Below are 22,034 nucleotides of genomic sequence, written 5' to 3'. Positions count from 1 at the left end.
CTAAAAAGGCCACATAATGTGGCCTTTTTAACATAACTATTTATCTACTTGTTCTAAGTAAAGCCTATCTACTAAAAAGTCATATTCACGTTTTCGTGGATGGCTTAGTGGTTTTTCGTAATTAGCTAATATACCTAGTTTTACATCAGGTTCTGGGTTAATTAAAATAAATGGTAATGCTGCACTAACGTGATATCTATTTTTTGCTGTATACCGCACATTAACCTGTGGGCTTACGCGAGTAGGGCGGCGTATTCTCAGTTTCTCTTTTTCTCCTAAACTAGCTACACGTACTTTTTCCTGCGCAACAAGCGATTGCCACTTTTGTTGATCTATCATTCTAGGGTTGCGGTAACTGGCTGATTTTTCTAGCATGTCCAGTGCCATTTTTTTTGTTAGCGTTTTTGTAGCGTGTTTATGCATCCAAGTAAATCTAACTGAAAAAGGTGATTCACTTTCACTATGAATTTTTCTATATGCAGCTAATGTAATTAAATTTGGTATAGCATTATGGACTGCTTCAAAACGAGCATCGTTATTATCAATAGCTAAAATACACTCTTTGAAAGTAGATTTTGCTCTATTCACCTGCGCTATTCTGTTGTTTAAAGCTTGTTTATCTGCATTTTTTATCACTAATAAACCAGGGTGTCTTTTTAAAACACGACTACTCAACTCCGCTTTTTTATAAATATCAGAAAAAGAATTTAGTATTGCTTTTTGAGCTAGTTCTCCTGAAATTTTTGTTACTAATATCGATTCAGGCACTTTTTTTTCATCTAAGCTACTAATATCAGGTAACTGATAATATTCTGCTTTGGAGAATTCACATTCTTTTAATTCTTCAATCAATCTTAGAGTTAATTCGTTCATTAAGTCAAACTGACTTCTAATTTGTACTTTGGTTACCATAAAACCTCTAAAGAACACATCTTACTATTCTCATGTTATTACATGTACTTTGCTTTGTCTAAATAAATAATAAATTTTACTCAGTGCTAAATTTGTTATAAATAGCAATTAAGTATGATGTGTTCTTTATTGTAACGGTGAACAAATAAAAACGCTTGAACTCCTAACTTTGTCATATCTTAAAAGGCTATTAAATTAACTATGTGTAGGTGATAAAACTAAGTTTAGAAAATGAGTTAATCGGAGTTATGTAATTTAAAGTATTTATCTAACAGTCTTATTATTTATAATTACTGACTCATATTATACCGTATTGGCGATACGGTGATCTGGCTAAAGCTTACCATGACCTCAATTACAATTACTTTTTGACTTTAGTTGCTCTTTAAAGATGATTCTAGCGGAAGGGATTTTAATTATGGCTAATTGTTAAGTAACACTATCAGTTGGAAGAGAATACTAAATGGCGTAATCTTAGCCTTAAGTTGTTGCGCTTGTGAATATAGTCCCGCATACGAGTATTTTACAAGACTATGCGTCTGAAATTTAAAGCGCAGATAAATGATTACTAAAACGCTCATATCATACATTAAGATCTGCACATAGCACTTGATAATTATTAATTAATCAGTCGCGTAAAGTTAAGAGTACAGAACTCATTTTTTAAGTATGATGTGTTCCTACCTAAGTTGCGTATAACATCCCCTTACGTACAATTTATTCTCAATGCGTTTAAACTGTAAATATTTGCCTTTAACTCCTTGTATTTAAATGTTTTATCTTTATATAATTAAAAATAAAGTGTTTGCTATATAACCACCTTGGTTAAGTAAGATTGCTTTTATACTTATCTCATAACTAAATAATTGGTAAATAGTGAATTTAGTCCTTGAACAAAGGGTAGTGCATACGTTAATTTCTTTGTATCAGGTAATGTAGGAATGAGGAAAAGAACATGCAACCGTGGAACCCAAATAGCTGGAGAGAGCTGCCAATACTGCAGCAACCACAGTATCCAGATCAAGAAATACTAGAATCAGTAGAAAGCCAATTAAAAACGGCTCCGCCTTTAGTTTTTGCTGAAGAAACCCGAAGCTTATTCAAGCAACTTGAAGATGTGTGCGAAGGCAAAGCCTTTTTACTTCAAGGTGGTGACTGTGCCGAGTCATTTAGCGATTTTAACGCTGCTAATATACGCGATACATTTAAAACCATTTTACAAATGGCTGTTGTACTCACGTATGGCGGAAAATGCCCTGTTGTTAAAATAGCACGTATGGCTGGTCAATACGCTAAACCTCGTTCAGCAGACTTAGAAACAATTAATGGCGTGTCTTTACCATCTTATCGTGGCGATATAATTAATAATATCGAGTTTACTGAAGAAGCACGTGTACCCGATCCACAACGTTTAATGACAGCATATCACCACAGCGCTGCAACGTTAAATTTATTACGAGCGTTCGCGCAAGGTGGATTAGCCGATCTTCACCAAGTTAATCGTTGGAATATGGGTTTTGTTGCAGCAAACCCGCTTAAAGAAAAATACCAACAACTTGCAGATAAAATTCAAGACGCACTAGAATTTATGGAAGTGTGCGGAATTAATTCTACAATTGCGCCAAGCTTAAAAGAAACCGATTTATACACTTCTCATGAAGCTTTACTACTAGGCTATGAAGAAGCACTTACTCGTCGTGACCACTTATCGGGTGACTGGTACGATTGTTCTGCTCACTTTGTTTGGATTGGTGAACGTACTCGTCAACTAGATCATGCACATATTGAGTTTTTCAAAGGTATTAAAAACCCTATTGGTGTTAAAGTTGGTCCAGGTATGAACCCAGACGACCTAATTCGTTTAATTGATGCATTAAACCCAAATAACATTCCTGGTCGCTTGACACTTATTACACGCATGGGTGCAGATGTACTTCCTGAAAAACTTCCAGCGCTAGTAAGAAGAGTTCAGCAAGAAGGTCGAAAAGTAATTTGGAGCTCAGATCCAATGCACGGTAACACTGAAAAAGCGACATCAGGTTACAAAACACGTAACTTCGACAATATTATGCGCGAGATCAGCCAGTTCTTCGCTGTACATAAAGCTGAAGGGTCGTACGCAGGGGGTGTTCACCTTGAGATGACAGGCCAGCACGTTACAGAGTGTACAGGCGGTGCTTACGGTTTATCTGATGATGACCTAGCACAGCGGTATAAAACGCAGTGTGATCCACGTCTTAACGCCGACCAAGTATTAGAGTTAGGCTTTTTAGTGGCTGATTTACTAAAAGACGCACGTAAATAATAGTTTGATATAAAAAACCGCTTAGTTGCGGTTTTTTTTATGCTTAATTTAAATGGCTAAGTTAGTACTTACGTCGCTCTAAGTCTGTTTCTATCAATATTTTTGCAGAAATCTCTTCAACAGAGTGATGTGTAGAATTAAAATAAGCAATTTTATGACGCTTATAAAGCATCTCAACTTCACGCACCTCAATACGGCACTGCTTAATAGACGCATATTTAGAATTAGCCATACGTCTGTGTCTAATTGCAGCCAATCTTTCAGGGTCAATTGTGAGCCCAAACAACTTATGTTTATAAGGGACTAAACATTTTGGTAAACCTTCGTTATCCAAATCTTCTTCTGTAATAGGGTAATTAGCCGCTTTAATGCCATACTGCAGTGCTAAATATAAGCTTGTTGGTGTTTTACCACTGCGACTAACACCAATTAAAATAATATCAGCCTCAGAAAAGTTTTTAATATTACCCCCATCATCATTCATAAGTGCATAGTTAACCGCATCGATTCTAAAGTCGTAACTTTTTTCATGAATAGAATGTGTTCGATGCATTTTTGGCACTGGAGCTACATTAAGCTCTTTTTCTATTTTTTCACTGTATGTAGTTAAAAAATCATAGGTAACTGCATTAGCCGATTTAATAATTTCACTCAAACTATGATTAACAAAGGTGAAAAAAACAAACGGCTTCTCGCCTGTTTTTGCAGCGGTGGCGTTAATTAACGCTTTAATCTCGTGCGCTTTTTCTTCTGTTTCTACAAAAGGAATGGTTTTATGATTAAAATCGATAGGAAACAACGATAAAGTTGCATGCCCAAAAACCTCAGAAGTAATCGCTGTTCCATCTGATATATAAAAAGCAGTTCTCATAATTAACCTTTTTATTACGTTTAATCCCTAAAATGGGTTTCTCACGGTTTACGTGAGGACTATTGCCAGTGTAGAATGTGCGTGGCCTTTATAAAAGGTTTTCTTTCTTAACTCTCACAGTTAGACCTACAATTTGTTTTTTTGGAGAAAGATCCGTGCAAGAATACGTTCTCTGGTATCAAGAGCTTGGTATGCAAGATGTTCCTCGAGTTGGCGGTAAAAACGCGTCACTTGGTGAAATGATTTCAAACCTAGCAAACGCTGGTGTACAAGTACCGGGTGGTTTTGCAACTACCGCCGATGCTTTTAATGAGTTTTTAGATCAATCAGGACTCACCGCTAAAATTCACGACATTTTAGATACTCTCGATGTTGATGATGTAAATACACTCGCTAAAGTCGGTGCCGATATCCGCCAATGGATAATCGACACACCATTTCAACCAAATCTAGATCAAGCCATTCGCGACGCATATAGCCAACTCCACGGCGATACAGCAGCAGATGTTTCGTTTGCAGTACGTTCATCAGCTACTGCTGAAGATATGCCAGATGCATCATTCGCAGGCCAGCAAGAAACTTTCCTTAACGTTGTCGGTATCGATTCAGTTATGGTCGCTATTAAACACGTATTTGCTTCATTATTTAACGACCGCGCAATCTCATACCGTGTTCACCAAGGTTACGATCACCGTGGTGTAGCATTGTCTGCTGGTGTTCAACGCATGGTACGTTCTGATAAGTCAGCATCTGGCGTCATGTTTAGTATCGATACTGAATCTGGTTTTGAAGATGTTGTATTCATTACATCAAGCTATGGCTTAGGCGAAATGGTTGTACAGGGCGCTGTTAACCCTGATGAGTTTTATGTTCATAAACCAACACTCCTTAAAAATAAACCTTCAGTAGTGCGTCGTAACATTGGCTCTAAAGCCATTCAAATGATTTACTCAGAAGATAAAGCACACGGTAAGCAAGTAGACATCGTTGATGTTGCCCCTGAGCTTTGTAATAAATTTTCGATTACAGATGAAGAAGTGCAAGATCTTGCCAAGCAAGCTGTAATCATCGAAAAACATTACGGTCGTCCTATGGACATCGAATGGGCAAAAGACGGTAACGACGGCAAACTATATATAGTTCAAGCACGTCCAGAGACTGTACGTTCAAACGAAGATTCTAACGTAATGGAACGTTTTCAATTAAATGGCACAAGCAACGTTGTTGTTGAAGGCCGTGCAATTGGTCATAAAATTGGTAGCGGTGTTGTGCGTGTTCTTGATTCAATCAAAGAAATGGATCAGGTACAAGTAGGCGACATTTTAGTAACCGATATGACCGACCCAGATTGGGAACCAATAATGAAACGTGCTGCAGCGATTGTTACAAATCGTGGTGGACGTACGTGTCATGCGGCAATCATTGCACGCGAACTTGGTATTCCAGCAGTTGTTGGTTGTGGTAACGCAACTGATTTAATTAAAGCGGGTCAAGAAGTAACCGTATCGTGCGCTGAAGGCGATACCGGCTTTATTTACGAAGGTATTTTAGATTTTGAAATACTAACGTCGCGCGTTGATAAAATGCCAGAACTGCCAATGAAAGTTATGATGAACGTGGGTAATCCCGATCGTGCTTTTGACTTTGCACGCTTACCGCATGCGGGTGTTGGCCTTGCGCGAGTTGAATTTATTATCAACCGTATGATTGGCGTTCATCCAAAAGCGTTATTAAATTTTGATGCTCAAACAGATGCATTAAAAGCAGAAATCACAGATATGATTGCCGGTTACGAATCACCAGTGGAGTTTTACATAACAAAACTGGTTGAAGGTATTTCTACTCTAGGGTGTGCTTTTGCACCAGAGCGTGTAATTGTGCGTATGTCTGATTTTAAATCAAACGAGTACGCAAACCTAGTTGGTGGCCAGCAATACGAGCCGGAAGAAGAAAACCCAATGATTGGTTTTCGTGGTGCCGCACGTTATATCTCTGAAGACTTCCGCGATTGTTTTGCACTAGAATGTGAAGCTATTAAACGCGTTAGAAATACAATGGATATGCAAAACATAGAAATCATGATCCCATTCGTACGTACCCTTGAAGAAGGCAAACGCGTAATAGAATTACTAGAAGAGCATGGCCTTAAACGCGGCGAAAATGGTCTTAAAGTAATTATGATGTGTGAGCTACCTTCAAATGCATTACTTGCTGATGAATTTTTAGAAATGTTTGATGGTTTTTCTATCGGCTCTAACGATTTAACACAGCTAACGCTTGGTCTTGATCGTGACTCTGGTTTAATTGCACATTTATTTGATGAACGTAATCCAGCAATTAAAAAGCTACTTTCTATGGCTATTAAAACAGCTAAAGAAAAAGGAAAGTACGTTGGTATTTGTGGACAAGGTCCTTCAGATCATGAAGACTTTGCAGCATGGTTAGTAGAGCAGGGCATTGACTCTGTTTCATTAAACCCAGATACAGTAATAGAAACATGGTTGTACCTAGCTAAAAAATTAGCAAAGTAACAAGTATGTAAGCTATAAAAAATGCCAGCAATTTATTGCTGGCATTTTTATTTGTTAAATTAAAAGTAAATTAGCGTGCTAATTTTTTATCCAAATAGGCACACGACTTAGTTAATGCCTTTTGGCACAGTGATAAGTAATGTCGTGCTTTAGGATAGTAAGGCGAAAAACATAATAAACCTGCCATAAAAAATATGAGTGATGGACCAGGTACAATCGCAAAAAATAATCCTAGCAAAATAAATAACACACCAATGATCTGTAATAGTAATCTTTTCATATAACACGCCTCGCTAATGGTTAACTTGAGTATAATTTAAGCTTGATTAAAATCGACTAAAAAGTGTTACAAACTGTAAAATCTTCAATTTCTATTCGCCATCACCATGATATAATTAGCCAAATGCCCTAAAATATCGCCGTCATGATAGCAACAATTACACAGCAAGATGCCGCGACAGAACTTGTCGCTAATTACCTAAGTACCATTAAAAATAAAGGTTTTACCGGAGATACCGATGCAAGTTATGCAACGCGTATTACTGCTTCAACCGATAACAGTGTGTACCAGCAAATACCGCAAGGTGTTATTTTTCCAAAAAACGAAAAAGATATTCAACTCGCATTGCAAACAACATCTCGTGACCCGTATTTATCACTAACGTTTGGTCCTCGTGGCGGTGGAACAGGCACTAATGGTCAATCGTTAACACCTGGTATTGTTGTAGATTTGTCACGCTATATGCGCGAAATTCTTGAAATTAATGTAGAAGAAGGTTGGGTACGCGTTCAAACCGGCGTCATAAAAGACCAACTTAATGATTTTTTAAAGCCTTATGGCTTTTTCTTCTCACCTGATTTATCTACCAGTAACAGGGCAACTATTGGTGGCATGATAAGTACTGACGCTTCGGGGCAAGGTTCGTTAGTTTACGGAAAAACAAGTGACCATGTTTTAGGGCTTACAACTTATTTAGTTGATGGCACACCTATGTGCACCTCCCCAATAGATATCGACAAAGCACAAATTATAGCTAATCAAGACTCACTAATTGGTAATTTATATAAAACAGTTTTAGATATTTCGATTAATGAACGCGCTGCTATTTTAGCTAAGTTTCCTCGGTTAAATCGTTTTTTAACCGGGTACGACCTAGAGCATGTACTAAGTGATGACTTACTTACTTTTGACATGAGCCGACTAATCACCGGTTCAGAAGGGTCATTAGGCATAGTTACAGAAGCTAAATTAAACCTCACACCTATTGCTGAATTTAAAACCCTTATAAATATCAAGTATGATAGTTTCGACTCAGCATTACGCCATTCACCATTTTTAGTCGATGCACGCGCAACATCGGTAGAAACCGTTGATAGCAAAGTTTTAAACTTAGCGCGTGAAGATATCATCTGGAATTTAGTATCGGACTTAATAACCGATGTACCAAATAAAGATATGCAAGGCCTGAACATGGTCGAGTTTAATGCAGTATCGAACGATGATATAAAAGACAAAGTGGACACGCTTTGTAAGCTTCTAGACGAATGCGTAGCAAATCAAACTAATGGCGTTATTGGTTATCAGTTAACTAGTGATAAAAGCGATATACTAAAAATTTACGCAATGCGTAAAAAATCAGTGGGTTTATTAGGTAATGTAAAAGGCAGTCAAAAACCACTCGCTTTTGCAGAAGATACCGCTGTACCACCTGAAAACTTAGCAGATTACATTGTCGAATTTAGAGCATTACTCGACAGTCATAATTTACAGTATGGTATGTTTGGTCATGTTGATGCGGGCGTTTTACACGTACGTCCGGCACTTGATATGTGTGACCTAGAGCAAGAAAAACTACTTAGAACTATTTCAGATCAAGTAGTAAAACTCACCGCTAAATACGGCGGTTTAATGTGGGGTGAACACGGTAAAGGTTACCGAAGCGAATATAGTCCTGAATTTTTTGGTGAGCATTTATATACACAACTTCGTAAAATAAAAACAGCTTTCGACCCTAACAATCGCATTAACCCTGGTAAAATATGCACCCCTATCGATAGTGAAGACTCACTAGTTAGTGTAGATGGACAAAAGAGATCGCACTTCGATAAGCAAATATCAATAGAAGTTAAAACTAGTTTTAACAATGCAATGACCTGTAATGGTAATGGCATATGCTTTAATTACGATGAAAATTCACCTATGTGTCCATCGTATAAAGTGACTGGCGATCGTCGTAATTCACCAAAAGGACGTGCAAGTTTAATGCGCGAATGGTTACGCCTTCAAGAGTCAAAAGATGTAGATTTACTAGAAGTAGAAAAACAGCTTAACAAGGGTGAAGTAATTACTTGGTGGGAACGTTTTGTTCACAGCCGCGAAAAACGAAAAGGTATTTACGACTTTTCACACGAAGTAAAAGCGTCAATGGATGAGTGTTTAGCATGTAAAGCATGTACAACTGCCTGCCCAATAAAAGTAGATGTACCCACTTTTCGTTCGCGCTTTTTAAATTATTATCATAGTTATTATGCGCGCCCGCTAAAAGATTACCTTGTTGGCAATATAGAAAACAGCGCGCCATTAATGGCAAAGTTCGCTAAAGTAGTAAACCCAATTGTTAAAACATCATTAGTAAGCAATGTTATTAAAAAAACGGTTGGTTATGTTGATACACCACAGTTAAGCATTCCTGCACTTTCAAAACGTATTACTAAAGCACAAAAATTCGATTTTGATTTATTAAATAAATTAAATGCAGAGCAACAAAGTGAATATGTATTAATAGTACAAGACCCATTTACGAGTTTTTACGAAGCCGAACTAGTAGAAAGTTTTATTACTTTAATAACCCAGCTTGGCAAAAAGCCAATGCTATTACCATTTAAACCAAATGGTAAACCTCAGCACGTAAAAGGTTTTTTACATGAGTTTAAAGTAACAGCAAAAAATGCTGCTGAGTTTTTAAATAAATTAAATGATATAAATGCGCCCTTAGTCGGTTTAGATGCGTCACTCGTTATGTGTTATCGCGATGAATATAATACAATTTTAGAAAATAACCGTGGTGAATTTAACGTGCAACTTGCACATGAGTGGTTAGAAACACAATCGTTTAAATTACTAAGCGCAAAGCAAAATACAGATACCGAATTTACATTATTGAGTCACTGTACTGAAACAACTGCACTGCCAAAAGCCGCAAATGTATGGCAAACAATTTTTAATGATATTGGTTTAACATTAAAAACAACAAATACAGGTTGTTGTGGAATGGCGGGAACTTATGGCCACGAAGCTCAAAATCAAGATAACTCACGTGCGCTTTACGAAATGAGTTGGAAACCAATTGTAGATAAAAATAAACCAGAGCAACTTTTATCTACCGGCTTTTCGTGTCGCAGCCAAGTCAAACGTTATGAAAAATTTAAGCCTAAGCATCCAATAGAGTTACTGGCAGAGTTAATTAAGTGAAATCTTGGCGCAAAGTATATTATGCGCCAATATTTGAGTTTAATTTACTGTTCTAACAAGCCTAGCAGCTTGTGGGTATTCTATATACGCAGTATTACCGCCGCCGATGTCGTTATACTGGGTGGCTAATGTACCTGTAAGAAAATCAACTTTCCATGCAATTGATGAATAATTAGAATCTATAGAGGAACTCCAATACATAGCTATAAATCTTGTTTCATCGATAGAGTCTTTTCTAGATTGAATTGTACCAGGGAAAATATATTTATTTATAGCTGGACTATGACAACTATGCTCTATAATTGTCTCTAGTTCTTTTACATTTGGTAAGCGCCAATCTGTGTAACTAGCAAATGTTTCACTTTCAGCTATATTTAAAGCATTCCTCCATGTTAGTAGGGCTGATGAAGTATCACCTGAACAATTATTACTATCCCAAGTTTGACCTAAGCTGCATCTCATCCACATTAAATTTGTTTTTTTGTCAGTAACTGTTCCATCACCATTGATACTAAAGTGCTCATTTGGGGTTGTCTTAATAATGCTTTCTGAACATTCTTGTGCTTTTGCTATAGAAAACGTAAATATAGTTATAAATACAATTAGTAGCGTAGAAAAATTTATTTTTTTATTCATGTTATATCCCTTTCATTTGAATTTGACTTATTGATTTGTAACCAGTCGAATATGGCTTGCTTTTGTTTTAGACGTTTCTACTATAAAGTTATCTAAAGAATATTCATCACCAAAATTTGGTGGTGGTAGGAAAAAAATACCTACAGCAAAGTTTTGTTCGGGATAGGGAGTCACCTTAGAGGTCGCAGTCCAAAAAGGAAGATTAAAAGAAGTACTTGGAAAAAATGAGGTATCTATATTAGGAATGTTATCAGCTGCGGAAATTCCAAAGTCTCGAATTGATAATAATTCAGTTTGCGTTGGTAATCGCCAATCATTTTTCCCACAGAAATTTTGTTCATTAACCATATTAATATATGAATAAGAATCACAGCTATCAATAGAACACACACCTTGGTTCTTTAAACCAGGATAACCTGCATTTTTTGAAGAGTCTGGATCGTACCAACTATATGTATGCTTTGGATCATGAAGAGTCATTTCACTCGATTTAACCTCCCATACTAATCCGGTAACGTTATCAAGTACACAAGACCAACTCTGTGAACTATTATCGACTGGGTCTCCATTACTATCAAGTTTAGTAAAACTAAAACCAGCCTTTCCATCTTGATTATAGTTACTACTAATATCACGTCCAGATTGAGCATCTTCACCAACACTAGATTGACAATTCGGTAGTAACTGCCCCTCAGCATCGAATTCCTTAGCGCAGCGCAATAGACCAGTGTCATTTATTTTACTGTTAATCAATGGCTTTATTGCTATATTTACAGTAGATATATCTGTTAGTCCTTCAGCATCTGTAACTGTTACTTGAAAAGATAGAACTGTTGATACAATTACAGAAGGTGCTATGAATTTTGCTTTTTGTTTATTTGAATTATTTAATTCAATTATCAACCCTGAATCATCAATTTGACTCCAAGTGTAAGTTAACAAAGAAATGTCATTATCATCACTGGTCAGTGAAGCATCTAATTCAACTGTTTCACTACTAATTGCAAAGTACGATTCACCTGCACTTGCTGTTGGTGGTTCATTTATATCGTTTATTGTAATTAATACAGTATCTTCGGTCGAATTATTAAAATTATCACTAACTGTAAATTTGAACTCGAACACTTCAGTATCACTAACAGCAGGAGCTACAAAACCTGTTATTTTTTTATCATTCTCATTAAGCGTAACGGGGGAACCTGATATTTGCATCCAAGAGTAGGTGTGTGCATTATCATCAATATTAGTTGAACCGATTAATTGCACTTCTGAACCTTCCTCGACTATCTGATTGGAGCCTGCATCTACTGTTAAAGGAATAACTGATTTTTTTACAATTATTTTTACTGTATCGCTTGTTTGTGCATCAGAGTTATCTGTAACAACTAACTTAAACTCTAATTCAGTTTCTTCCTCAAAACTCGGCAGAGTAAAACTTGTTTTTGAGGTATTATAATTTTGAAGATTAACTTTTTTACCCTTAATTTGCTTCCATAAAAATGAGACAATATTACCGTCTTTATCCGAAGCAACGCCATTTAGATTAACTACTTCATTGCTATTTACAACCTGGTCTGGGCCTGCGTAAACAGTTGGAATTATGTTACTATTCTTAGGCTGTTCTTTATCACCTCCACCGCTACCACAAGATGCAACAGAAATAACAATAGCTACATTTAAAATAAACTTAACAATTTTATTCACTTAAATATCCTTATAAAAATAATTAGAAAATATGGTACCACAATTTTAATAGTAGTGTTTACGTTTTTTTATTTGAAAAACTATCAGCAATAGGTTTAGTGCTAATGCCATGTATAAATACACTAAAAAAAATAGTCGTCATTGCTATTGTCGCAATTTGATATTTATTTTCTATTTGCGTATCTATCACCATCAATGTAAAAACAATTGACGCTAATCCTCTTGGCCCAAACCACGCAAATGTAAAACGCTCTTTAATACTCAATGCCGTAAACTGCAGAGACAGCATAACTGGAATTATTCTAATCAATGTTGTACTTAACAAAGCGTAAATTATAATTTCAGTATTTAATTTAGGAATAACTAAGTAAGCACAAACAACCCCGAACAAGCACCAAATCATTAACGATGTAAAATCTGCGATATGCTCTGAATCTTCAACTAATTCTGTTCTAACTTCTTCGGTCGAAAATTTATCAAATAATAAGCCTGCAATAAACACCGCAATAAATCCACTGCCATGAAAATACTGCGTTACAGAAAATACCGCCATAGCAAAACCGAGTAATAAAAATGGACTGGTATTTTGTGCAAAGTAATGACGTTTCATTGCAAAATTTAAACACGGAATAAAAATAGCGATACTCGTAATAGCAATTAATAAAGCTAACCCAAGCTCTCGGCCAAACACACTTAATGTTTGTGTTGCGGTAATAGCCGAGTCAGGATTTTTAGCGAGTAATATAAATATTAAAAATATGGGTACGCATAATCCATCGTTCAAACCACTTTCAGTATTTATTCCTTCGCGTATTTTTTCAGGCACTTGTGTACTTGCTAGTAACCCTTTACTTAATGCCGCATCGGTAGGTGTTAAAATAATAGCGAGCAACGCTGCTTGAATAAGTGAAAGCTCAGCAAAGAAAAATAAAGCAACAGCAATACCAAGTAACAAAGTTAAGGGTAGGGCAACAAACAACAGTAAACTAGGATACTGAAAACTATGCCTTAATACACTCAACTTTGATTTAGCTGCATCAGAAAATAAAAAAATACTTAGCGTAAGCTCTATAAATGGTAATAAAAGATCAACGCCTTCTTTTATTTTATGCCCTTCGTTGGGTAGCATTAAAGCTAAACATATTCCGCCAACAACAAAAAACATCGGTCCCGTTACTTCGGTTTTTTCTAACTGACGAAGTGTTAAAGAATAAATTAAAAATAGTCCGCCTATAAATGCTATTACTAAATACTCCATTAAATTTTCCTTTTAAGTCCTGACTTTGCTCGCTCTTTAATATTTGTTTGAATATAAATTTGATCGGTAGTCGCAATTTTAGAATGACCTAAATCTTCTGATAAATGTTTAAGTGGTCTAGTTTGCGCATCATGTGTGGCACCAGTATGACGAAGCCAATGTGCAGTTGCAGCGCCAAGTTGTTCAGCATCATCTTTAAAACCATCATCAAGTAATGATTGCTGTGCATAATCAAAACTTTGCTGAACCAAACGCCTAATTTGCCTAACGGTCATACCACCTTGACCGCGAATTTTATGAACCAGAGGATCTGATTCATCAACACGAGGAAGAGCAGGTAAACCTCGGTATAATCTATAACGCTTTAAATATTCAACAAAATCATCACTTAAGGTTACATCTCGTAATTTATTACCTTTGCCCATAATACGTAAAAACCAGAAACCATCATTATCTTGCCAAAAATGAGACATCACCGGCGACCATTGCGGGCGCTCAGATAATTCTGAAATTCGTAAATAAAGGCCTTTTAAACACGCAAGCGTAAATAGATTTCGCTCTAACTCTGGGTTTTGTTCGCATAAATCACGCGTTACGCCAAAAACGTATTCCCACTGTATATCGCTTAACGTATCAGGAATTTGAATTTGAGATTGAACAACTAGATACGGACTATTTTTTTTAACAACAGGGACAAAATTCGCGAATGTTTTTTCTTCCAATAGGGCAAACTTATAAAACACATTTAAAGCCGTAAACATAGACGATAAAGTTTGCTGACTAGCAATGGATTCTTTTAACATGAAAGGGCGCCAATTTTGATTTAATCGACGAATTCCTTGCTCATCTTTATAGCGCCATTGCACTGAAGTTGCAGCCCATGCTTTATCGGGTTCGACCATAAAATCAACGTAGGCTTCAATGTCTTCACGCTTTAAATCGAATACTGATTTTTTTGCTATTAACCACGACCATAAATAAAAGCGTTCGAGTTCATTTCGAAAACGACTATAAGTGGCTTCTGATTTTCGGCCATAAACATATAAAAACTGATATAAGAATATCAGATCGGCCTTTGATTCAGTTACAGTCAAGCCAACTTCCTGTATAAAGGATGCAAGTTCTGGGTACTCTGAATTTAGAGTACCGTCATCTAGATGGGCAATTTGATATCTTAATTGTTTTAATGTATCAACCAAAGCAACAAGCATAATGTATAAATATTCAATTAAATAATAGACTTACAGAATAACGTTAAAGTCCGATACTGTCTAGTATTGGACATAGTAAAGCTCTAATTATTTTAACACTGTAATTATTCTATGGTTGTTGGTTGCTATATCTTATTAAGGAAAAGTTATGAAAAAACTAATTATACTAAGCGTACTTGCTTTAACTGTTGCTTTAACTGGTTGTGCGACTACGGGTAGTGCATCACCAAGCGAAAAACGTTCACTTGTACAAAGTATGAAAGCAAACACGTTAGATAAATTATACGCTGAAAAACCTGATGTTAAAAAACAAATTGCTAATTCTGCTGGTTTCGCCGTTTTTGATAACGCTAACGTAAATGTTGTTTTAGCTAGTTTTGGTGGCGGTTACGGCGTAGTTAAAAATAATCTTACGGGTAAATCGACTTACATGAATATGGGTGAAGCCGGTTTAGGGCTTGGCTTAGGTGTAAAAGATTTTAATGTTGTAATGGTTTTTCATAATCAAGCTGCATTAAATAGATTTATTGAACATGGTTGGGCATTTGGCGGAAACGCTGATGCGGCAGCAAAATATGAAGATAAAGGCGGTGCACTGGTTGCTGAAGCAATTGCAGATCAAGTTACTGTATATTCTGTAACCGAAAATGGCCTTGCACTACAAGCCGTATTAAAAGGAACTAAGTTTTGGGTAGATTCAGAGCTTAATTAACCACCAAATTACTCTCCTAAAAGCGAGCTGGTTTGTATAATCACGCTCGCTTTATTAAAAGTAACGCAATTTAACATAACGTAACTTATGGGCTATATCTTAGTATTTTACCTAGACAGAAAAAATATACTTTTGGTAAGTTACTTTCTGAAACATATTTGTTATTTGCGTATTGAAACTAAAAATGGGAAAATTATGAAGATGTCTAAATTATAGATATAAAAACAGTATGTGTTTTAGAAAAATAAAATTTAGTGATTTTAATCATTACTTACTAACAAGGAAATAGTTGTGTTATTTGAATGGGATGATAATAAGAATAGTAAAAATATAGATAAGCATGGTATCGATTTCAATGATGCTGTGACTATATTTGATGATGATGAAAGAATTGAAGCTATAGATGACCGTAATGATTATGGTGAAGAGCGGATACAAGTTATTGGAGAAGCTAAGCCCGGTGTTTTAATGGTTGTCTATACATGGAGAAAAAGCGGCACTTCAAGACGAATGATTTCTGCTAGAACTGCCAGTCAAAAAGAACGTGTTGTGTATCAAAGTATGAAAGCGAGATAAATTTATGTCAGAAACTCATATTAAAAGAAACAAAGATGACTCTGTAGATGGAAAGACTGACTACGAGCGCCTAAAAAAAATGACTGAAGGTGAGATCGAGGAAAATGCAAAAGATGATCCCGATGCTCCACTCTTAACAAATGAAGAACTGAAAAAATTCAAAAAAATTAAAAAATCAAAGGATTGATAATGGAAAATAAAATTACTAAAAATTATATCAAGGGCAATAAATCTACGGGCAAGACTAACTGGTCAACTGTAGTAGTAAGTTCTAACGAGCCGAAAATAGATGAGGAAAATCCCGAATTAGTTGGTAAAAAACAGTTTAAGAAAGTAATAACAAATAAATAAAGAGCGCTTTATGAAAGTGCTTAATTTGTACAACGGTTATCATTTCGACAATTTTATTTCTAAATTAATACACTAAAATAAAAGGGCTTTCTGCCCTTTTATTATTAATAGCAGACCTTAATTTATGGGGTTATAGTTCATATTTTATATCCACCTCAATTTGCTATAGAACAATAATTCTAAAGTTTTCATTCAGTGTAAATTATCAATACTATTTAATATCAAACTTTAAATTATTTAATTTCTTGTCAAACGCCTCAGCCAACTTTTCAGTTTCACTAAAAACAGTATTCCAATATTTAATACGTGTGTCTGCATCAAGATCGGTAAAGTCGTTTCTGTCAGGGATTTTTCCGTAAGGTAAGCCGGCTATAAATTCTTTTGATGGGGAGATCATCACCACGTTATCGTAATTTTGTGGTGCTACTTTACGTTTTAAATTTTTATCAAACCACCCTGCTTTTGGCTCGCTATTAAAATGCGGATATAAAATAAGTCCTGGGTTATTAATTTTTAAATCAAAGTGGTAATCAATAATTCCGCCATCGCGGTATATTCCAGGTGGTGAGCCTGCAATATTTTTTATGCCCTGCATAACAAGTGGTATAGAACCCGATGCAAGTAATGCATCTTTTAAATTATGTTGAGTAAGCGCTATGTTTTGCGTTTTAAAATTGTAGCTGTCGGTAATTGATAAGTCGCTTGTTGCTGGGCCAAATATAAAACGCTCATACTGTGAGCCTAATAATTTTCGGTTAACGCGGTTTAACATATAACTTTTTGATAAACCCATTAACTGTATTAATTTATTTTCGCTAGCAATAAAGCCATTCGATTTTGCCACTATAAAGTGCGCTTTAAATATTGGGTTAGTTATAATTTCGGTTACGCCGTTATCGCCAAAAACATCTTCAAGTAATGCGCGCGCTTTTATTGTGATTTCACTTGGTGTTGGTTTATTACTTGTGTACCTAGTTTGCGAATACGATTTTGCTAATCGCTCAATGGCAGCAACGGGATCGTTTTGTGCAAAACACGCAGAGCGAAAAGCGCCGGCAGATGAGCCAATTAAATTAAGTGGTTGGGTACGATTTTTAAAAAATTCACCAAAAATATATTTATCTAAGCCAAATAAAGTAAACCATTTAGGGCCGCCACTTGCACCTAAAAAAGAGGTGAAAAGTTCAGGTTTAAAGCCCTGTTCGTTAATAATTTTAGTCGCTGTTTTCCCTGCGTGAATCTCGATCATCTAAAAAATTGTGCCTTAAATTTTAGTTTCTTCAGTTATTTTCACAATACTGAAAGTGAATATTTATGCAAAAAAAGCGGCTTTATGTTGCCATAAAACCGCTTTTTATAGTTAAGTGTGCTTGAGTTAGTCCCAAATGCCGTCTTCGCATTTGCCCTGTACTTTTACATCTTTTACTTTAAATTCGGGCTCTAAACCTTTGTCTCTTTGTGCGTGGTAATCGCTCGTGACAGACAAAATAGTCGGCGTTAACAGTATAATAGCGATAACGTTAACCACTGTCATTAACCCTAAGGCAATATCGGCTAAATCCCAGACTTCTTTTAAAGTGGCCGATGCGCCCCAAAGCATCATTGATAAATAAAGCAAAGTGTAAATGCCGCGCCCTACTTTGTTGTCGAGCTTAAATAAGTGCAAGTTGCTCTCTGCATAGGCGTAGTTTGCCACCACCGATGTAAAAGCAAACAAGGTAATAGCGGCTGCGACAAAATAAACACCACCTTGTGCTAAATGAGCGGTCATCGCGCTTTGTGTTAAACGAATGCCTTCCATTTCACCGCTAATGTCTATATCGGCCAATAGAATGATCACAGCGGTACAGCTACACAGTACGATTGTATCGAAAAATACGCCTAGCATTTGTATGTAACCTTGCGTAACAGGGTGATTAGGAATTGGGCTGGCACTTGCTGAAGCATGCGGAACACTGCCTGCACCGGCCTCATTAGAATATAAACCACGTTGAATACCGTTTTTAATGGCTGCGCCCATTGCACCGGCGCCTGCTTCTTGTAAACCAAACGCTGATAAAAATATATCCTTAAGCATGGCGGGTACTTGCGTGAAATTTATAATAGTAATAATAACGGCGGCAAGTACAAACACAATGCCCATTATTGGCACAACACGCTCTGCAAATCGGGCAATTGCTTTAAAGCCACCGAGTATAATTGAGCCTGCTAGTACGGTAATAACTAGGCCTGAATAAAATGTAGGAACTTCAAACGCGTAATTAAGTGCGTCGGTAATTGTGTTAGTTTGCATTGCGCTAAACGTAAAGCCGTAACCTAAAAACAAACACGCGGCAAACACAATTGCGAATGCTCGGCTACCCAAACCTTGTTGAATATAATATGCAGGGCCGCCTCTAAACTCGCCGCCACTATCGCGCACTTTATATACTTGACCAAGTACGCTTTCAGCAAAGCCTGTAGCCATACCCAATATGGCTATTACCCACATCCAAAATATAGCGCCGCTGCCACCAAGTGAAATTGCCACTGCCACACCGGCTAAATTACCTGTGCCTACTCGTGCGCAAAGCCCTGTACACAATGCTTGAAATGATGAAATGTCGTCTTTTTTACATTTGCTACTGCCTTTTAAAAGGCTAAACATATGTTTAAATTTAAGTATTTGAATTGCTTTTAGTCGTACTGAAAACCATATTCCTGTAAACAAGAGTATATAAATAAGTACCTGACCTTCTCCCCACAAAAGGTTGTTTACGCTTTTGACGACGGTATCGAACATTGCTAATTCCTTCTTATATTTTTTATATTAGTATCCGGTTGCGGATATAACGGCTTTTGCTTACGACATCGACTTAAATTTTATACTAATAAGGCAGCCATACTTTTTGCTGCCTTAAAACTATACATTATTTGTTTTGCAAATGAACTCCTGCAATCATGCATCTAACTGATCCACCAGCCGACTCAATGGTAGGAATCGGTAACGGTACAAGCTTAGCCGTTTTTTGTATGGCTGCTATTTGTGCTGTTGTGAGCGCATTAAATGCTGTTTGCGATAACGCTAAAATACGGCCATTGTTACCTTGTAACTCTATGGCGTTACCACAAAATTGATTAATTTGATCGAGTGATAAATCAATTACTTCGTGATGGCTTTGTAAAAAATGAGTAACTAGCGCTTTACGCTCTTCACTTGGCACCATGTTTAAGCCAACCATTACAAACTCAGTTGCAACGCACATTAATACATTAGTGTGATAAACCGCAGTGCCTTGTTCGTCATATGCATTAAATATAACGGGTTTTAATGCGAGAAAATTACAAACTGTATTAACAACCGATTGAATTGTTCTTTTAGATTTTGCTGCATAAGCCAGTTTATATTGATGATCGAGAACCAGTGAGCCAGTGCCTTCTAAGAATGAATTTTCTTTCGCTAAATGCGCATAATCAGTCACAACCGTCACTTTATAGTGATCCGTTAAAAAATCAATAATATCTTTTCGATATTCTAACCTTCTGTTTTCTACAAACATTGGGTAGATTATTAATTCCCCACTTTGATGAGTAGAAAACCAATTATTTGGAAACACAGAGTCGGGAGTCTGTGTTTGCTCATCTTCAAAAAGGTGAACTTTTACCCCTTCATTTTTTAATAATTTTACTGCATTTGTGACTTCGCTATATGCTTGTTCACTTTGATTTGGTGCTAAGCATTTACTTTGAAATGCATTGTCGAGCATTGTTTGTGGGTTAGACGTAAAGTGATGCGGACGTACCATAACAACCGCACTCGGAGCTTGATTTACGTGGCTCATGCTACGTGCTCTTGTGCTGATGTTTGCTCTGTATTAAGTACCGAAAACAAGTTGCGCGGATCGGCTTGCTGTGTAATTAAATCGAGCAATGTAAATTCACCGCTTTTAATAAGTTGATCGCGTACAAATACAAGCGCTGTAAAGTCTTCGCTCGCAAAGCCTACACCATCAAAAATAGTTAATTCGTCTTGGCTAGTACGGCCAAGCGATTGCTTATTAACGACTTTATGAAACTCAGTTACAACAAAGCTTTCACTCATTTGTTGTATTTCGCCCTCTATTCGAGTTTGTGGCTCGTACTCTACAAATACATTAGCGCGCTCGAGTAATTTAGCATCTAACTCTGTTTTACCTGGGCAATCTCCACCTATTGCATTAATGTGCACACCTTGTGGGATCATGTCGTTTGTTAAAATTGTAGCATTGGTTTTATCGGCGGTGCAGGTTGTAATAACGTGCGCACCTTGCACAGCTTCCTGTGCGCTATTACAAATAGTTACGTTTAACCCATAAGCACTTAAATTAGTAAATGCTTTTTTAGACGCGTTTGCATCTATATCGTATAAACGAATATGTGTTATGCCCAATACAGCTTTAAATGCCAGTGCCTGAAACTCAGACTGTGCCCCATTACCAATTAATGTAAGTGTTGTTGAGTTTTTTGGTGCTAAATACTTAGCCACCAGCGCCGATGTAGCCGCTGTACGTAGCGCTGTTAGTAGGCACATTTCGCTGATCATTACTGGATAACCACTATCTACATCGGCTAAAATACCAAATGCAGCGACTGTTTGAAGTTCTCGAAAGGTGTTTTTTGGGTGACCGTTTACATATTTACAGCTGAACATCTGGCCATCACTCACAGGCATTAGCTCTATTACACCCTCTGGTGAGTGTGCTGCATAACGTGGTGATTTATCAAACTCTTTCCAACGGGCAAAGTCGGTTTCTAATTTATGTGTTAGCTCTAACAAAACGTTTTCGATACCTAAGCTATTTATAAGCTTAGCCATTGCCTGAACGCTAACAAACGGAACGCCTTGTTTTGGCTGTGCTATAAAATGACTCATGTTGAAACCTCTTAAATAAATGTATTAGTTAATTTAAAACAAGTTTAGCGAGGCCGCATGCAATTTAATATGGCAATTAGTTATACAAATTTTATTGATTTTTATCACTTTGCTATGCAGGTATATACAAATTGTGTATTTTAGTAGGCTATGCTCTAAAAGGTTTAATTTATGACTCCTTATATTTACGATTCCCTTGATAACGCTTTAATTGCTGAATTACGAAAAGACGGTCGCGCCTCTATCTCTGCTTTAGCAAGTTCTTTAAATGTGTCACGCGGGACAGTGCAAAATAGATTAGATCGATTAGTGAGTTCAGGCGCTATTTTAGGGTTTACCATAAGAGTGCATGAACACATAGAAACCGAAGCCGTTCGTGCAATTATGATGGTGGAAGTGATTGGTAAATCAACTTCTCAAGTTATTAAAACTATGCGTGGTATACCCGAACTTACAAAATTGCACACTACCAATGGTGCTTGGGATTTGGTAGCAGAGATACAGGCCGCGAATTTAAGTGAGTTTGATGGGGTACTAAGGCAAGTACGTGAAATAGACGGTATTTTAAATAGTGAAACAAGCATATTGCTTTCATCAACTTAAG

Annotated in this window: 19 protein-coding genes; 8 read left to right on the top strand and 11 right to left on the bottom strand. The window is 36.6% G+C overall.

Annotated features, from left to right (window positions below):
- Positions 1 to 36: 36 nt before the first annotated feature.
- On the bottom strand, positions 37 to 912 hold the full coding sequence (locus ACJJVZ_RS03330; protein WP_405598136.1) for a DNA replication terminus site-binding protein: 876 nt from the start codon (positions 910 to 912) through the stop codon (positions 37 to 39).
- 955 nt (positions 913 to 1,867) lie between these two features.
- On the opposite strand from ACJJVZ_RS03330, the gene ACJJVZ_RS03325 reads away from it, so the two are divergent.
- Complete coding sequence (locus tag ACJJVZ_RS03325) at positions 1,868 to 3,217, top strand: class II 3-deoxy-7-phosphoheptulonate synthase (RefSeq protein ID WP_273047892.1); 1,350 nt, start codon at positions 1,868 to 1,870, stop codon at positions 3,215 to 3,217.
- Positions 3,218 to 3,278: 61 nt separating this feature from the next.
- Here the strand turns inward: ACJJVZ_RS03325 and ACJJVZ_RS03320 are convergent, their stop codons facing one another.
- The gene (locus ACJJVZ_RS03320; RefSeq protein WP_077535338.1) at positions 3,279 to 4,088 is read right to left on the bottom strand and encodes a pyruvate, water dikinase regulatory protein; all 810 of its coding nucleotides are present in this window, start codon (positions 4,086 to 4,088) and stop codon (positions 3,279 to 3,281) included.
- 155 nt (positions 4,089 to 4,243) lie between these two features.
- Here ACJJVZ_RS03320 and ppsA point away from each other — a divergent pair, with 155 nt between their 5' ends.
- On the top strand, positions 4,244 to 6,619 hold the full coding sequence (gene ppsA / locus ACJJVZ_RS03315) for a phosphoenolpyruvate synthase (protein ID WP_405598132.1): 2,376 nt from the start codon (positions 4,244 to 4,246) through the stop codon (positions 6,617 to 6,619).
- A 70-nt stretch (positions 6,620 to 6,689) separates the two neighbouring features.
- On the opposite strand, the gene ACJJVZ_RS03310 is transcribed toward ppsA, so the two are convergent.
- Positions 6,690 to 6,899: a PGPGW domain-containing protein gene (locus tag ACJJVZ_RS03310; RefSeq protein WP_405598129.1), complete on the bottom strand. Its 210-nt coding sequence runs from the start codon at positions 6,897 to 6,899 to the stop codon at positions 6,690 to 6,692.
- Positions 6,900 to 7,043: 144 nt separating this feature from the next.
- Between ACJJVZ_RS03310 and ACJJVZ_RS03305 the strand changes: the two genes are divergently transcribed.
- Positions 7,044 to 10,091, top strand: coding sequence for an FAD-binding and (Fe-S)-binding domain-containing protein (locus ACJJVZ_RS03305; protein ID WP_405598126.1), 3,048 nt, complete (start codon positions 7,044 to 7,046; stop codon positions 10,089 to 10,091).
- Positions 10,092 to 10,130: 39 nt separating this feature from the next.
- Here the strand turns inward: ACJJVZ_RS03305 and ACJJVZ_RS03300 are convergent, their stop codons facing one another.
- From ACJJVZ_RS03300 to ACJJVZ_RS03285, 4 genes are read right to left on the bottom strand one after another with little or no spacing between them, the layout of a single operon-like run.
- The gene (locus ACJJVZ_RS03300; protein ID WP_405598123.1) at positions 10,131 to 10,727 is read right to left on the bottom strand and encodes a DUF1566 domain-containing protein; all 597 of its coding nucleotides are present in this window, start codon (positions 10,725 to 10,727) and stop codon (positions 10,131 to 10,133) included.
- Between the two features lie 27 nt (positions 10,728 to 10,754).
- Positions 10,755 to 12,431 carry a PKD domain-containing protein gene (locus ACJJVZ_RS03295; RefSeq protein WP_405598120.1) on the bottom strand — a complete coding sequence of 559 codons (1,677 nt, stop codon included), beginning with the start codon at positions 12,429 to 12,431 and terminating at the stop codon, positions 10,755 to 10,757.
- 58 nt (positions 12,432 to 12,489) lie between these two features.
- Positions 12,490 to 13,689, bottom strand: coding sequence for a cation:proton antiporter (locus tag ACJJVZ_RS03290; protein WP_405598117.1), 1,200 nt, complete (start codon positions 13,687 to 13,689; stop codon positions 12,490 to 12,492).
- Positions 13,689 to 14,900, bottom strand: coding sequence for a tyrosine-type recombinase/integrase (locus tag ACJJVZ_RS03285; protein WP_405598114.1), 1,212 nt, complete (start codon positions 14,898 to 14,900; stop codon positions 13,689 to 13,691). Before ACJJVZ_RS03285 ends, ACJJVZ_RS03290 begins: the two co-directional genes overlap by 1 nt.
- A gap of 148 nt (positions 14,901 to 15,048) precedes the next feature.
- Between ACJJVZ_RS03285 and ACJJVZ_RS03280 the strand changes: the two genes are divergently transcribed.
- From ACJJVZ_RS03280 to ACJJVZ_RS03265, 4 genes are all read left to right on the top strand, one after another.
- Positions 15,049 to 15,612 (top strand): YSC84-related protein, encoded by a 564-nt coding sequence (locus ACJJVZ_RS03280; protein ID WP_024597891.1) that lies wholly within the window; start codon positions 15,049 to 15,051, stop codon positions 15,610 to 15,612.
- A 291-nt stretch (positions 15,613 to 15,903) separates the two neighbouring features.
- Entirely contained in the window at positions 15,904 to 16,188 is a 285-nt protein-coding gene (locus tag ACJJVZ_RS03275) for a BrnT family toxin (RefSeq protein ID WP_008138995.1), read from the top strand.
- Between the two features lie 4 nt (positions 16,189 to 16,192).
- Positions 16,193 to 16,375, top strand: coding sequence for a hypothetical protein (locus tag ACJJVZ_RS03270; RefSeq protein WP_282130976.1), 183 nt, complete (start codon positions 16,193 to 16,195; stop codon positions 16,373 to 16,375).
- A 2-nt stretch (positions 16,376 to 16,377) separates the two neighbouring features.
- A complete protein-coding gene (locus ACJJVZ_RS03265) occupies positions 16,378 to 16,539 on the top strand; it encodes a hypothetical protein (protein WP_282130975.1) in 162 nt (53 codons plus the stop codon).
- Between the two features lie 211 nt (positions 16,540 to 16,750).
- On the opposite strand, the gene ACJJVZ_RS03260 is transcribed toward ACJJVZ_RS03265, so the two are convergent.
- The 4 genes from ACJJVZ_RS03260 to ACJJVZ_RS03245 form a co-directional block, all read right to left on the bottom strand.
- On the bottom strand, positions 16,751 to 17,788 hold the full coding sequence (locus ACJJVZ_RS03260; protein WP_405598108.1) for a patatin-like phospholipase family protein: 1,038 nt from the start codon (positions 17,786 to 17,788) through the stop codon (positions 16,751 to 16,753).
- Between the two features lie 126 nt (positions 17,789 to 17,914).
- Positions 17,915 to 19,321, bottom strand: coding sequence for a sodium:alanine symporter family protein (locus ACJJVZ_RS03255; RefSeq protein ID WP_076924661.1), 1,407 nt, complete (start codon positions 19,319 to 19,321; stop codon positions 17,915 to 17,917).
- A gap of 127 nt (positions 19,322 to 19,448) precedes the next feature.
- A complete protein-coding gene (ctlX, locus tag ACJJVZ_RS03250) occupies positions 19,449 to 20,360 on the bottom strand; it encodes a citrulline utilization hydrolase CtlX (protein ID WP_405598104.1) in 912 nt (303 codons plus the stop codon).
- Entirely contained in the window at positions 20,357 to 21,430 is a 1,074-nt protein-coding gene (locus ACJJVZ_RS03245) for an ornithine cyclodeaminase (protein ID WP_405598101.1), read from the bottom strand. Before ACJJVZ_RS03245 ends, ctlX begins: the two co-directional genes overlap by 4 nt.
- Positions 21,431 to 21,601: 171 nt before the next feature.
- On the opposite strand from ACJJVZ_RS03245, the gene ACJJVZ_RS03240 reads away from it, so the two are divergent.
- A complete protein-coding gene (locus ACJJVZ_RS03240) occupies positions 21,602 to 22,033 on the top strand; it encodes an Lrp/AsnC family transcriptional regulator (RefSeq protein ID WP_004334897.1) in 432 nt (143 codons plus the stop codon).
- Position 22,034: the final 1 nt, after the last annotated feature.

Origin of the sequence: Pseudoalteromonas sp. Ld19, assembly GCF_045064135.1 — a bacterium.
GTDB lineage: Bacteria > Pseudomonadota > Gammaproteobacteria > Enterobacterales > Alteromonadaceae > Pseudoalteromonas > Pseudoalteromonas aliena.
Note: the sequence above shows the minus strand (reverse complement) of the source record. Positions and strands in the feature narration are given on the sequence as shown.

What these genes read in the sequence shown, in the direction of transcription:
- ACJJVZ_RS03330 (WP_405598136.1), bottom strand. Translation starts at nt 912, where the DNA reads ATGGTAACCAAAGTACAAATTAGAAGTCAGTTTGACTTAATGAACGAA.
- ACJJVZ_RS03325 (WP_273047892.1), top strand. Translation starts at nt 1,868, where the DNA reads ATGCAACCGTGGAACCCAAATAGCTGGAGAGAGCTGCCAATACTGCAG.
- ACJJVZ_RS03320 (WP_077535338.1), bottom strand. Translation starts at nt 4,088, where the DNA reads ATGAGAACTGCTTTTTATATATCAGATGGAACAGCGATTACTTCTGAG.
- ACJJVZ_RS03310 (WP_405598129.1), bottom strand. Translation starts at nt 6,899, where the DNA reads ATGAAAAGATTACTATTACAGATCATTGGTGTGTTATTTATTTTGCTA.
- ACJJVZ_RS03305 (WP_405598126.1), top strand. Translation starts at nt 7,044, where the DNA reads ATGATAGCAACAATTACACAGCAAGATGCCGCGACAGAACTTGTCGCT.
- ACJJVZ_RS03300 (WP_405598123.1), bottom strand. Translation starts at nt 10,727, where the DNA reads ATGAATAAAAAAATAAATTTTTCTACGCTACTAATTGTATTTATAACT.
- ACJJVZ_RS03290 (WP_405598117.1), bottom strand. Translation starts at nt 13,689, where the DNA reads ATGGAGTATTTAGTAATAGCATTTATAGGCGGACTATTTTTAATTTAT.
- ACJJVZ_RS03285 (WP_405598114.1), bottom strand. Translation starts at nt 14,900, where the DNA reads ATGCTTGTTGCTTTGGTTGATACATTAAAACAATTAAGATATCAAATT.
- ACJJVZ_RS03280 (WP_024597891.1), top strand. Translation starts at nt 15,049, where the DNA reads ATGAAAAAACTAATTATACTAAGCGTACTTGCTTTAACTGTTGCTTTA.
- ACJJVZ_RS03270 (WP_282130976.1), top strand. Translation starts at nt 16,193, where the DNA reads ATGTCAGAAACTCATATTAAAAGAAACAAAGATGACTCTGTAGATGGA.
- ACJJVZ_RS03265 (WP_282130975.1), top strand. Translation starts at nt 16,378, where the DNA reads ATGGAAAATAAAATTACTAAAAATTATATCAAGGGCAATAAATCTACG.
- ACJJVZ_RS03260 (WP_405598108.1), bottom strand. Translation starts at nt 17,788, where the DNA reads ATGATCGAGATTCACGCAGGGAAAACAGCGACTAAAATTATTAACGAA.
- ACJJVZ_RS03255 (WP_076924661.1), bottom strand. Translation starts at nt 19,321, where the DNA reads ATGTTCGATACCGTCGTCAAAAGCGTAAACAACCTTTTGTGGGGAGAA.
- ctlX (WP_405598104.1), bottom strand. Translation starts at nt 20,360, where the DNA reads ATGAGCCACGTAAATCAAGCTCCGAGTGCGGTTGTTATGGTACGTCCG.
- ACJJVZ_RS03245 (WP_405598101.1), bottom strand. Translation starts at nt 21,430, where the DNA reads ATGAGTCATTTTATAGCACAGCCAAAACAAGGCGTTCCGTTTGTTAGC.
- ACJJVZ_RS03240 (WP_004334897.1), top strand. Translation starts at nt 21,602, where the DNA reads ATGACTCCTTATATTTACGATTCCCTTGATAACGCTTTAATTGCTGAA.